Here is a 13,797-nt window from a genome sequence, read left to right as displayed (position 1 = left end):
CTGCTCCTCGTTCGTGTTATCGGATCGCGCTCAGGTTCGCTGGAAGTCCTCGGAGTCGGCCTCGGCGTGCGGGCCGTCGTTCTGCGCGCCGGCCTCCCGCTCGGCCGACGGACCCGTAGGGCCCGACCGCGGCTTGAGCCGCTGCTCCTCGAAGAAGGCCCCGGGGTCGTCGACCGCCGTCTGCAGTGTTCGCTGCCAGTTCTCTCCGAGGCTCCGCTTCAGCTGCGCCTCGAGATCCGGGTACTTCTCGTGCACTGCCTCCATCGCGTCGACGTAGGCGTTGGAGTAGACCCGCTGCTGCTCCTCGGGAGGCAGACCGTCGATGTCCATGCTCGCGATCATCACCTCGGACTGGTCCAGGCGGTGCTGGAGCATGTCGGGCAGCCCGCTGGTGTCCAGACCCTGTTTCTGCGCCGCGAAGCCGACCAGGTAGCCGAGCATGTTGCCTCCGTAGGCCTCTTTGTCGCCGCGGCCCAGCGCGTTGAGAAGCGAGGTCTTCATCGTCTCGGCGAGCTGAACCTGGTGGGCGTCCGCGTCCATGGGTCGGCGGAGTGTGAACATCCCGTCCTCCGGCAGACGCCGGCCCAACTGGTCCTCGAACTCCCCGCTCCAAACGGTGCGGACCCGGTCGGAGCCCGCGATCCGCTCCTCGTGTGCGGGGGCCTTGACGATCCGTCCGTGGGCCACGCCGTTGAACATGGTGCGCAGCTCGGGCTCGTACTCCATCCGCTCGCCGATGATCTTTCGGGCGCGCTGGACGACCTCCCGGCGCTCCAGGCCGTCTTCGCTGATCTGCTCGTACAGGCGCTTGCGCAGCGCCCGGTGGCTCTCGCGGATCAGGCCGACGTCCGCGCCCGGCTCCCGCATCTTCCAGAAGGCGTTCTCCATGAGAGCGACCTCGGTCATGGCTGCCGAGTCCGCAGTGAACATCTCCCGGTGGCCGCGCTCACGATGCTGCATGGCGTCCAAGCGCGTGCGCCACTTCTTCGACAGGTGGTCACGCGGATCCGTGCTGCCGATCAGGCGCTCGCGCCGGGCCCCGCTCGGCAGGTCCTTGAAGATCCTCTGCCGGTGCGTGATGCCGCTCTCGGCAAAGGCCACCATGCCACGGGTCCGGGTGTCGATGCGCTCCTGGATCTTGTCCTTGAGGGGTTGGAGGTAGCTGTCCATCTCCTTCTTGAAATCCGGGGCGAGCATCCGCATCGTCATCACCATGCCGACCGCCTGGATGATCGAGTTGGCATTCACTCCGCGCGAGAGCGGCTTGAGACAGGACTGCATCATCATCTGCATGTAGACGTGGTGCATGACGCCGAGATCCTGCGTGCGCTCCTCGTCGGTGAAGCCGGGCACCAACAGCTTCGAGTCCCGCAGCGAGTCCATGTACTTCTCGCAGGCCAGCCGCGTCTCCGCCCTGAGTTTGAGCAGCTGCTCGCGCTGATCCAGGCCCTCGCTCTCGTCCTCGGCCCGGTCGACGTCGATCCCGTGCACGCGGTCACGGTCGGCCATCCGCTTACGGGTCTTCTCACCGAAGAATTCGCGGGCACGGTCCCGGAGCCGCTCACGCCAGGCGCGCACACCGTCCACGTCCTGCGGCCCCGGATCGTCGATCACCTCGGCGTCGATCGGCTCGTCCGAGCGCGAGGCCCAGTGGGCGTAGGTGTTGCCTCGCGGCTCACCGGTCCGAAGCCGATCGTCGCCAACCGGAAGCACCTTGGTCGCGCGCCGGCGCACCGTGGGTCCTGTTCCCAGTTCCTTGGGCTGTGCCATCTCAGTACCCCATCCCGTAGTCGTCGTCGACTTCGGGCTGATCGATCTCGATGCTCGGCGTGTAGACCGGGCGCCTCGCGCCCGCGGCCACGGCATGCGCGGAGCGGCGCTGCGAGCCTCGGGTGCGGGACGCCGCCGCGTCTTGAGAGATCACGTCGCGCTTGACCACCGAGTCATCGACGGCGATCACGGCGCGGTCCAGGCTGTGCCTTCCGGTGGAGCCCAGCTGATCCAGCTGCCACGACATCTGCACCCGAGCCTTCAGAGCCGCCGAGGACGCGAACTGCTCGTTCTTCTCGCCGTCGTAGACGCTCTCACGGTTCTTGGCCGCCTCGACCAGATCGGCGAACGCGCCGGCGTAGGCCATCCGGTCCATCAGGGTACCCCGCAGCGACACGTCTTCTTCCAAGTTGCGGATGAGCCCGGTCGCCGGGTCCTCCAGCGCACTGGCCACGCGGGCCACGTACTCCGGGTTGACCCTGACCCCGAAGCCGTCCTTCGATTCGTAGAACTCGATGAACTGCTTCTCCCACTCCTCGGCCGCAGCCTGGACGGGCTCACCGTCCAGGAATGCCGTGCGCCACTGGCCCGGGCCGACACGTTCGATGCTGCGGCCCCTCCAGAGATCACGGCCGGGGCCCTGGAGCATCGCGTATTTGTGCCGGGCCTCGGCAGCGTCGTGCTTCGCCTGCAGGATCGACTGGGTCACCGGGTAGGTGACCTCCAGGACGGCCTTGAGATCCTCGCCGCGCAGCGCGCGCACGGCGCGCTGGCTGAACGCGCCACCCAAGCCGGTGCCGTGGGACTTGATCGCCGTGGCGAACATCGAGGCTTCCTGGTCGGATTGGGTGATGCCGGGCGTGCCCTGTGCATCGCCCAGGTTCCGGGCGTAGTCCTCGAGCTTCCTCTCGCTCCCCTTCGCGCCGGTCCTGACACAGACCTCGCGCACGCTCTGCAGGTGTGCCTCGCGATCCGCGAACGTCAGAGCCGCACCGAACTCGCCACGCTGCGCCCGGCGGTACAGCCCGCTCAGCTCCTCCGTCACGAACTGCTGGGCGAGCCTGACGTCCTCCGGCGAATCCGAACCCGTGACGGCCCGCAGCCGGAGCCGGTTGGCCTCGCTCCGCGAACTCTCCAACTCTTGGGCCATTCTGGCGTTCTTGGAGAGCGCGACCTGGGTGTCCAGCGACACCTGCATGGCCAGCGGGTGTGAACCATCGCCCTTGACCACTCCGGTGTCCAACAGGTTGGCCGGCACCGAGAGCTTTGCCAGGGCCTCAGCCTTGGCTGCCTCGCTGTGCAGCTTCACCACGGCGACGGCATCACCGTCGAAATCGCCGTCGAAGCAGGCGTCCATGACCGGGTTGATCGCCGCGCCGGTGAGCCGGTCGTCGATCGCCACCCGCATGTAGCGCACACCGGCGTCACGGAGCACCGGGTCACGCCACACCAGCGCGTGGTCGCCCTCGGCGAGCCCCAACTTCGCAGCCTTGACCGAGCTGAGGGCGACTTGGTCGACGTCCAGCCGTGGGTCTGCGGTCCACACCATCGTCGCCGAGTCGGTGAGCCGTGAGGACATCAGCCCGGTCTTGAAGATGTTGCTCGTGCCCGTCAGCACTCGGTTCTGGACGTCGGTCGTGATCGCTTCGAAGGCGCGCTGAGCGCGCGAGACCGATTCGCTCATGCTGCGACGCACCCTGGCGCGCTCCTCGGCAGAAAGACCCTGGCTGTCCAGCTGCTCGGCCATGTAGCGGTAGCGGCAGGCCTCCACGAAGACGTCCTGGTAGCTGCGGGTGTAGTCGTGCATGACGGAGGACCCGTCCTCGAACTCCTGACCACTACGCAGATGCGAGGACATCACCGGCAGCTTCCACGAGCTCGCGCTCACCGTCTCGGTCTGCTCACCGGTCGGATACGTGAGCGGAAACGGGATCTCCATGTCGCCACCGCGGTCGCCGATGAGGTCGCCGAAGGACTCGCGCATCGCCATGAGGTTCAGTCCCGGGAGCTGGCCCGCCCTGCGCGGCTGCGTGCGCAGCAAGTCGGGCATCGGGATGAACCGGCGCTCGGTACGCTCGTCGAGGCCCTCGGCCTGGCCGATCACGCGCAGCGTGCCGTCAGCGTCCATGTCCATGCCGGATACCAGCAGGTACTCACGCAGGCTCGACTCGGCCCCGCTGTTGTGGCCGTAGAACTCGCGCATGATCGCCGGACAGTCCTGAGACTGCAGCGCCCAGGCCAGTTGAGCGGAGGCCTTACGGCCCTTGCCTGCACGCACCTGCTCGTCGTCGTAGATCTTCGTCTTCTCGTCGACGGCCATATGGGTGACCACGAAGCGCATCTCGCCCAGGGCACTCGGCCGCAGTTCTCCGTTGGGCGAGCGCAGATCGGAGACGTTCCCGCTCATCAGCTCGCGCGCCGAGCCCGCGTTGCGCCGGGAGATGAGGCTGAACGGACTCATCACCACGTCCAGACCCGGGTTGGCGCGGAACCAGTTCACCTCTTCGACAACGGCCTGCCGCTGCGCGTCGTGCAGAGGCATGTCCCGGTCGACGATCAGCGAGATCACGCCCTTGTTGCCGTGCAGATCCGAGATCTTGTCGCCCACGACGAGATCGCGCTCCCGACCGCCGGTCCCGCGGATGCGGTGGCGCCCGGCGAATTCCTTCGACACGACGATCGGGTCATCAGCCGTCCAGCCGCCGAAGGTCATCAGCGCCGTCTTCGCCGGTGCGGTGACCTCAGAGGACTGCATGATCGTCGAGGCCGTCATCTGCTGACGGTCGAACGGGTCGTACCGCAGCGTCTCGAGCTCGGGGAGAGCCATGAGCGGCGCACGCTGTCCGGCCACGCTCTCGTCGCCCGGCACGATCCGACCATCGCTGCCGACCTGGGCCTGAGTGGTCAGGTACCGCACGATGCCCTGGTTGGTCGCGCCCCCGGTCATCACCGGGTCGAAGTAGCCGCCGGGCGCTGCCACGTTGTTCCGGTCCTTGCCGGTGAGCACCGCCATGTTCCGCCCGCCGGTGAGCCGCCAGGCGTCGAAGTGGTTGTCATCAGCCGGGTCGGTTCGGTCGCGCTGGGCCCTGTACTCGGCGTAGACGGTTGAGCCGGCCTTGATCTCGTTGGAGTAGCGCACACGGCGCGCCTCGGTCTGCAGGATCGCTGCCGTCCACTCGTCCAGGTGTGCCTTGACCTCGCCGGTGGACTCGTCCCGCCGGTACGTGGTGGCGCGCTCGATGTAGTCGACGGGGTGCCTGGTGCCGTAAAGCTGTGAGTAGACCGTGTTGAGCGAGGAGGGCTCGCCGGTCTCGCTCCGCCCGGTGATGACGTCACCGGCGATCTGGTACTGGATGCGCTCGTGCATGAGCTGCTCGTAGCCGCGCAGGCGCGTGCGCTCCTCGACCGAGGTCGGAGCCTCGCCTGGGGTCTGGGCCGTGATCGTGGCCTGGTAGCCGGGCACGATCAGGGCGTTCTGCCCGCCGGCGAAGGCGGTGGTGATCTCGCCGTACTCGCCGACATCGAACACCTGGCCGATCTCGCCCGAGATCGGAGTTCCCTTGCCGTCACGGCGAAGCTTCTCGCCACTCCAGCGAATGACGCCGTGATCGTCGACCAGGATCTCGGCGACCGTCGCCGCGTTGCGCTCGATGCTCTCGCGCACGGTGACCCCGATACGCCGCATGAACGCGGATTCGTGATCGGCGATCGGCACGGAACGCTCGGCGTTGAAGCGGACGAGCCGGTCCTTGAACCGGGTCGTCTGGAAGGTCGAGCCCATGATCTCGTCAGGGGAGATCTCGCAACGACGAAGCGCTGAGGCGAGGTTGTCGAGGTTCGACCACTGCCCGGTGGGGCTGGTCATGTATCGCGCCACCCGCTCCGGGTTGAAGCGCTGATCGACCCACTCGCCGTCGACGTCGTGGGGCTCCGCCTCCCAGGTCCCGATGAGTTCGAAGGGAACGTCCTCAGCGTGCTGTCGGACCTTCTCGACGGCGGTGCCGCCGTAGACGAGGTTGCCCATCTCGGGCGTCTCCTCGGCCTGCAGCTCGCCGATCTCCTCCAGCCGTTGCCGGTACAACTCTTCGGTCGCACCCGGGCGCAGCAGTTCGCTGTGCGCGCCTGTGAGCACGTCCCAGTACGAGCGCTGGATCGCAGCGACCTCGGAGTCAGCCGAGTACTCCGGCGGTTCGATCGCATCCAGCTGTCCGCCGGTTCGCTCCAGCTCCGTCTCGGCACGGGCAATGAGGTCCTCGACGCCGAGGGCTGCCCGCAGGTTCTCCCGAGCGCTCTCGACGGCGGTCTTCGCATAGGCCGCGGCCGACTCGGTGTCGATGAAAAAGGCCGGCAGTGAGCGGTTCTTCGCGTCCCGGCGCAGCATCACCTTCGAGCCGGGCCGAGGGCCGGACTCACCGGGGGCCACGTAGTCGCCGACCACGAACATCGACTCACGGTCACCGTGGTAGCTGTCGGGCACATCCACCACCATGCGGCCACGGCCGCGCTCCTGGTGCGTCGCGCCGGTCTCGCCGGCGGCGCGCCCCGGAACATCCGTACGCTCGACGCGATGTCCCTGGGCGAAGCGCAGTAGTTGGACGGCCTCCGCCGGCGAGGGGGAGTAGACCGCCGTGCCGCCGGGAACCCGGTGGTTCGTCGAGTAGCGCAGCACGGTGCCCTTGTCGTATATCCGAGCTCCGGCGTACTCCTCCTGGCGTGTGTCGATGAGGCGGATCTCCATGCCGGTCCCGGCGATCTTCGCCTTGATCTGACCTGGCTCGCGGTCGCGCATCACCGCGTAGGACACGCCCTGGGCCTTCAGCTCTTCGAGCAGTGCTGCCGAGCGCGCCACGGCGCGCCGGGACATGAAGCGGTTGCCGTCGACGCGGTTCGTCTGCGGGTTCCGGCCGCCGTCGATGACCCACTCGCGCACCTGGTCGTACTCCTGCCGGCTCATCTTGTCCATGAGCGCGGTGAGTCCCGCGGCGTCGTCGATCGTCATCGCGCGGCCTGCCTGGAACGGCCGGCCGTTGTCGTCGATGCCCCAGAGCACCATGTTCCCGCGCCGCGGGTCGGCCAGGGTCTCCACCTCGCCGCCGGCCACGCGTCCGATCGTCTCGTCCGGCAGGTACAGCAGCGCGGTTCCGGCGCGCTTCACGGTCGCGCGTTCGGACCAGGCGGGGTCATAGGGGCTGATCGGCAGCCGGGCCGACTGCGAGTCGACCTGGGCACCGACACCGGTGACGCGGGTGAACTCCCGCTGCAACTGCTGATAGCGCTCGTTCCGGGGGGAATGATCACCGAACTGCGGCTCATAGTCGGACACCTTCTCCGCGAACGCCTGGTCGATGGCGGAGAGGCAGTCCGCGATGCCCAGCCGGGGGTCGGCCAGTGCGGTGGCCCGCCGGCCGAGGATCTCGTCGACTCGGGCGCGGATCGCCTTGGCCTGGGAGATCGGAATGACCTGTCCGGCCTGCATCCTGGCCTGCTCGACTGCCTTGTAGTAGACGTACTCGTAGAAGTACTTCCGCAGTCCGCGCGCCTTCTTCATAGTCAATCAGCTTCCTGTGGATGCTCCGGTATGCAGAGAGCTTACATTGCCTATCGAAAGAGAGTTGAAAGCTATTTGAAAGGTCAGTGCGGAGGCTGTCTGTCTCGGGTGAGAGATCGCCTCGGCACTGGTGGTGATCCTTGTCCGACCCCAAGCGGCCGTCGGCTACTTCGAGTTCATCTCGATGGCCATCGCCCTGTCGAACCGGCCGTCGGCCAGCACCTCCCAGCTCGGCAGCGAGGCCAGGTACTGGTAGAAGGCCGAGTGGACCTTCACCGTCGCCAGCGACTTCAGGTCCTCCTCGGTGACGTCCTCCTCCGCGAACACCCGCGAGCCCTCGTCCTTCACGTGGCCGTTGATCAGGCGGGCGGCCTTGGCGTACGCGTCCGAGCGGATCTGGCTGACGTAGGTCTGAGACCCATCGGCGCTGCGCAGTTCGCCGTCGCCGCCGACCGAGAAGTGCTCGCGATCCTGTTCCAACTCGGTCTGCGCGGACTTGTAAGCCTCAGCGATCTCGATGTCCAGGCTTTTGACCTTTGCCGAGCCGTCGGGATTGACCAGCATCTCCTTGCTGATCGTCCCCTCCGCGTAGAGCAGACGCCGCCGCTCGACGCTGACCGCCTGACTCTCGGCGACTGCGACACCGACCTCGACGTTCTCGATGAACTGGTCCTCGTCGAACATGCTCATCCCCTCGTACTCGTCGGGGTCGACGACCACCGGAGCGTTGGGGTCATGCCCCTCGTCCACCGTGGTCATCGTCGTGATGACCTCCATGACCTCGTCGGCGTAGACGTCCGGGTCCAGGCGCTCGATGTCGACCTCCCGGTAGCCGTAGATCTCCTTGTACTGCGCCTTCGCGTCCGCGGCCTTGACCGCCTGCCGCATGCGCTTCTCCAGCATCTTCACGAAGTCCGGCTGATTCATCCGCACGTCGAAGTCCATGGCACTGGACAGCGTCGGGATCGTCTGCAGTGAGTACGTGTGCCCCGGGTGCTTGATCGTGTCCCTCAGCAGCCGGACCGACATCGGCAGGATCGTCTGGTTGCGGTTCCAGATCGGCGCATCGCCGGCCCGGAAGACGATCGAGTTGCGCGGCGAGAGGAAGGCCATGTCGTTGTAGCTGATCAGCGGCTCTTCCTTGGTGCTCATCGTGTAGGAGACCCGGCCCTCGGTCTTGCCGCCGATGACCTTGTCGAGATCCTGGCTGATCTGCTTGCTGTCCCTGTACGAGCGGTGAGTCCTGCCGCTCATCTTCTCCAGCGTCTCGATCATCGAGTCGTCCGTGGATTTCAAGAACACGATGTTCGAGGTGTTGCCCTGCACGATCTTGTCGACGCTCTCGCCGTAGACGTCGCGCAGTTGCTGCAGGGTCTGCAGGATGAGCGTGAACTGCTGCTCCTGGCCCAGGCCGATGGAGAGCATCGTCGCGAAGCCGTCGATGCCCTTGCCCTCCGACTGCAGGTTGCCGAGTTCGTCGAGCATGAACCGCGTGCGGTAGAGCGGCTTCTGGTTCGACTTCGTCATGTACGACTGGTCGGCGCTCACATCGAACAGCTGCTTGACCAGAATCAGGATCAGTTTCGCGTACTTCATCAGGTGAGGCGGAGTCACCAGGAACAGCGCCTTCGGGGCCTCCGAGTAGCGAGACAGCTTCTGCGTGATCGCCCGTGCCTGATACGAGACCTTCTCCGGGTTGCCGCCGCCGGAGAAGTCGAGCCGCGTGTCCGGGTAGAGCGTGTCCCCGGCCTGGAAGGACAGGATCTTCCCGTCCCGAGTGCCACCCTCACGCACCGGCTTCAGCTCGCGCATCACGCCGTTCTTCACGATCTTCTTGCCCGTCACCGGCTCGACCACGTAGTGCCGGCCATTGAGCGAGACCTGGTGGGTCTTCGTGAAGCTGAAGTAGAAGGTGCGCAGCAGCATCTTCGTCTGGGGGTTGACCAGCTCCAGCTTGATCCAGGTTTCGGCGCCGGGGAACTTGCCCTTGAAGTTGTACCGGGCCCAACCTTCGCGGCCGACGATCTCCTCGTGCTCGAAGTCCTCGCCGAGGTTCTCGGTGAACATCGGGTCCGCGTAGGCGGACCACACGGCCTGCTGACCGACGAGGTGGTCGCGCTTGACGTAGTTCGGCGCGAAGCGCACGCCGAGGCGACGCGGGAAGCTCAGTCCGGCCAGGTCGGTGTTCTGCGACGGCTTGCCCGAGGTCAGCGTCGAGATCGTGGGGTCGGTGAAGAACGACATGGCGGTGATCGCGATGCCGTACACAGAGGCGAGCATCTTCTCTGCGCCGGCCATCGAGCGCAGCGCGTTGTGGGCGTTGCCCACCATCGTGCGCATGTTGTTGCGGGGCAGCGCTTCGCTCGCGTTGAAGTACAGGCTGAGCATGTCCTGATCGGCCTTGCCTTCCCACATGAAGGCCCGGGCCGCAGCCTTCGCCTGCTCCTCGGCCAGGGCGGCCGCGTCGTTGTCGAACTCGCCTGCCTTGACCCGCTTTTCCAGTTCGGCCTCAGGGTTCTTGACCTTCTTCGAGCTCATCTGCACGAAGAGCTGGTAGCAGTTGTAGAGCGTGACCTTGCCCCAGAGGTCATCGAGCTTCTGCTCGAGCAGCACCGGGTCCATGTCCAGCACGGCTGCGGCGCTGCGCAGCTCCCGTTCCTCTTCCAGGTAGAAGTCGATGAGTCCGTAGGCCGCGCGCTTGAAGGCGTTGTTGGCGGCATTGGGCCAGACCGGGTCCTCGCCGCCGTCGAGCGGAAAGAAGATCCCGGCGATGTTCTCCACATACAGTGCGCACTTGGTGAAGTTGCCTTCACGCGCTGCGTCGGCCGCCAGCCCCAGGGGGTTGTAGATGTCGGTCTTCATGGAGTTGATCAGGTTGAACTGCACCGGCTCGAACCCCCTGGTGACCAGGGGCACGTAGTTCTTCACCAGCAGCTCGCCCTTGGGGTCGTTGATGACCATGTTCGAGGGCTTCTTCTCTCGCGACCACATGTCGATGACCGGCTCGATGTACGTCTGGCCCTTACCGGCTCGGGTGATGGCCAGCACCATGGTGTTCACCGGCGCGGTATCGACTATGTACGCCCCGGCAGGGCGCTGGACCTCGTACTCCGGGAACGTCCAGTCCTCCTTGATCAGGGCAGCGACGGTCTTGTATGCGTTCGATCCGAAGCCGAGTTTGTCCCGGTTCTTGCCGTCAGGGTTGTACGGGATGCGTGTGGCGTCGTACTTCTGTCGCAGGGTCTTGTCAGCGGGGAGGCCGGAGGCTTCGAACAGCTCGTCGCCGAAGACTTCGTCGATGATCGGCAGGGTCTGCGTCAGCGGACTGCCTTCGTCGTCGTCCATGGCCTCGCCGGCGTAATAGACGAGGTTCCCCTCCTCATCGGTGACGTCCTCCTTGGCGCGCCGGGCGACCTCGACGGTGCCCAGACCCTTCTGCCTGAGCATCATGTGGCTGAGCATCGAGCTGACCTGCACGCTCGAGTGGGCACCGGCGTCAGGGAACCAGTCGTAGTTCTGCTGGATCTCTTCCGGCAGGGCGATGTGCTGGTCGTTCTGGTACTGGTTGATGTCGCTCGTGGTGTTCATCAGGTTCGCCGCGGCGACCCTCCGCGAGAACCACGTGCCGATGACGAGGGCGACCATCAGACCCGAGCCGAGCGTGATGAAGAGCTTGAACCCCGAAACGTCGGCCAGCTGCTCTCCGACCGTCGTCGCGCTCTTCTCGGGCTCAGCCGGCCTGCCGGCGCCGAGGTTGCCGTCCTTCGCAGCGGTGTACCAGACGGGGACCGGAACAGCCCCAGCGCTGGGGTGACACTTCGCCTTCACGTCCGGGTTGCCGTCTTCGGTCAGGGGTCGGTAACACTTCACGACCGAGCCGCCCGCACCCGTCATGGTGTCCTGAACGTAGTACGCACTCGGCTTGCCGCTGCCGCTGCCGGACACACCCGAGCCCACGAACACGCCCGCCGAGAGCACCGCCGCGGCGATGAGCGAGTAGAAGACCCAGGCAACGACCGTCACCAGCACTCCGGCAATGACCGCGACGACGATGCCCGGTCTGGTCGACCTCAGGGTCAGGAACTTGCTGCGGTCCAGCTGCTGGTTGTCGTGGACGTCTCGGTTCGTCAGCGTCTCGCCGGGCTTCCGCGCCGAGATCTTCTCCCAGCTGCTCGCCTTCGGCCGCGCCGCCTTCCGCCTGTTCGTGGCCATCGTGATTCCTTACTTTCGAGCCTCGCCCAGTTCGCTGTCCCGCTGTCCGTTGCGCCCGGCTCGGCAGACGACGACGGCGCATGGGGAACGCGCCCCGTGCGCCGTCAGATCACCCCGTCGGTCATGACCGGATCACTCAACGGATGAAGACCACCCCGACGATGAAGCCGGCCACAGCCATCAGGAGCGAGAGCGTGACGATCATGACGACGAGGATCTTGTTCGAGCGGCTCTGCATCTCGGAAGCCCGTGCCAGCTCGTTGGCGTAGGCCTCCTTGTCGGCCTGCATCTCCGTCAGGCGGGCTTCGTACCGCCTGGCCGTTGAATCCTCGACCGCCGTCAGCTGCTCGAGCAGGTCGGTGGCCCGCGTCACCTGGAAGTTGGTCTTCTCCTTCTCCAGGTTGAGGTTGTGCTGCCACTCGGCGTCCCGAGTCGCCATCTGGGTGATGGCGTCCTTGCGGTTGCGCTCGAGCTCGTCCTCCATTCGGCGGATCCGGTCGGCGTGCTCAGAGCGCATCGATTCCAGGAGGTCCCGCTGTTCCCGGCGCAGGATGCCGATCTCGTCCGTGGTCCGCTGGTGCTCGGCCAGCGCCTCGGACTGGGCGATGTCCGCCTTGCGGTTGTCGTCGACGATTCGCTGGATCTCGGACTTCCACCGGTTCAGGCGCTCTTCCTCGGCCGCCAGGTACTCCGACTGCCGCTCGGCCAGCACCTCGAATATCCGCGTCTGCCCGGTCTGCATCTTCAGCGTTGCGTCCGACCGTCGGACCCGCAGGATTTCCTGCTGGTTGTGCGCGTGGGTATCCTCGATGTCCCGCTCGATCTGGGCGACGGAGTCAATCTGCTCGCGCTCCATCCGTGAGCGGTTGCGCTCCTTGTACTGCAGCTCCGCCGAAAGCGCCGCCTGCTGGGCCACCTTGGCGGCCTGCGCCTCATACTCCTTGGCGATCTCCGCCCGGCGGGCTCGGGCCTTCTCCTCCTTCTCTGTCTGCCGCTGCTGGTGCTCAGCCTCGGCCGCGTCCTTCAACAGCTTGTACCGGGAGCCCTCGCGGTCGGTGGCCACCGCACGGATGACCTGCTCGGTGTGCGCCGACATGAGGTTGACGTAGAGCGCACGCAGCTCAACCTCGTGCGCGGAACGGAGCTGCATCAAGTCCGCGTTGGCTTGCCGGTTGAGCTGGGCGACCTGGTCCCCGAGCCACTCGGTCGCTCCCTCGGGCACGGCGATCTGTACGACCGGTGCGCCGATGGTGAAGGTCGCGTTGAACTCGTCAAGCCGGACGTCCAAGTCCAGCTCCTCGGAGAGGAACCGGCGGGCGATGACGTCGCGTACCTGGGCCTGATCCGCCAGCAGCACGGCGTCGCCGGCTTCCTGGTGGTCGCCTTCGATGTCGTAGCCGGCGCCGGTCTCGTCGAAGCCCTCGTAGCCGGTCACGTCGTCGCCGTCGTAGTCCGGCTCCGACTCGACCGAAACGGTGTCCATGTCGTCCCCGTCGAACACGGGTGCGTCCACCCGTTCATCGTCGTCGACGACGTCGCCGAAACGCGGCTCGTCGTCCAGGCCCTCGTCAGCCCCCTCGTCACCGGGGATCTCATCGAAGATCGCATCCCCCTCGTCCTCATCGAGGAGCGCCGGGGAGGGGTCGGCGGTCCCAACCTCGGCGACCAGGCCGCTGTGTTCTTCCCACGCCTTCTTGCCCACGGCTTCTTCGAGGGTCGTGACACCTGCGGCGACGAAGCGCGCCTGTGCGAAGGTCGCATCGTTCACCAGATCGACGAGCAGATCGCCGCCGGGCTTCTGCCACACGACGGCCCAGGCGTAGGTGGCACCGGTGAGCAGCGAGTACTCCTCCATGCGCGCGAGAGTCTCGTCGGTGGGGATGATGCCGAAGACTTCCTCTTCGAGCATCTCTGCCGTGGCCACCGTGCGGATCTGGTCGGAGCTGATGAGCTCGATGATCGAGCCCTTCGCCTCGTCCCGGCCGTGCCGCGTACTCAAGCCGCCGATCTCCTCGGCAGCAAGCACGAGCATCACCCAGGCCGTGCCGCTGGGAAAGACGAACGGAGTGTTCGACCGCAGCAACTCGACCGCTGCCGGGATCGCCGTCTCTCTCACCACGGAGGCCAGAAGCTCATTGGGCTTCTTCTTCCGTTCCTTCTTCTGGCGGACCGCCGCCGCTCCCAGAATGCCCATCGATGCCGATCTCCTCGCCAAAGGAACACAGTCCGCCTGGTTTACGAGCATCCTATCGTCGCCTTGTCTGAAT

4 protein-coding genes are annotated in these 13,797 nt (G+C 66.2%); all 4 read right to left on the bottom strand.

What is annotated here, in order from left to right; all coding sequences use genetic code 11:
• Nucleotides 1–30: 30 nt before the first annotated feature.
• Nucleotides 31–1,770: a hypothetical protein gene (locus MUK52_RS04365; RefSeq protein ID WP_284574743.1), complete on the bottom strand. Its 1,740-nt coding sequence runs from the start codon at nt 1,768–1,770 to the stop codon at nt 31–33.
• A 1-nt stretch (nt 1,771) separates the two neighbouring features.
• Nucleotides 1,772–7,318, bottom strand: a complete 5,547-nt coding sequence (locus MUK52_RS04360; protein ID WP_284574742.1) for a hypothetical protein — start codon at nt 7,316–7,318, stop codon at nt 1,772–1,774.
• Nucleotides 7,319–7,483: 165 nt separating this feature from the next.
• The gene (locus tag MUK52_RS04355; RefSeq protein ID WP_284574741.1) at nt 7,484–11,530 is read right to left on the bottom strand and encodes a type IV secretory system conjugative DNA transfer family protein; all 4,047 of its coding nucleotides are present in this window, start codon (nt 11,528–11,530) and stop codon (nt 7,484–7,486) included.
• A gap of 136 nt (nt 11,531–11,666) precedes the next feature.
• Nucleotides 11,667–13,724, bottom strand: a complete 2,058-nt coding sequence (locus MUK52_RS04350; RefSeq protein ID WP_284574740.1) for a coiled-coil domain-containing protein — start codon at nt 13,722–13,724, stop codon at nt 11,667–11,669.
• Between the last annotated feature and the right edge of the window lie 73 nt (nt 13,725–13,797).

Origin of the sequence: Streptomyces sp. 2P-4 (assembly GCF_030167965.1) — a bacterium.
Classification (GTDB): domain Bacteria; phylum Actinomycetota; class Actinomycetes; order Streptomycetales; family Streptomycetaceae; genus Streptomyces; species Streptomyces globosus_A.
The sequence above is the reverse complement of the archived record's forward strand: the minus strand, read 5'-3'. Positions and strand labels throughout refer to the sequence as shown.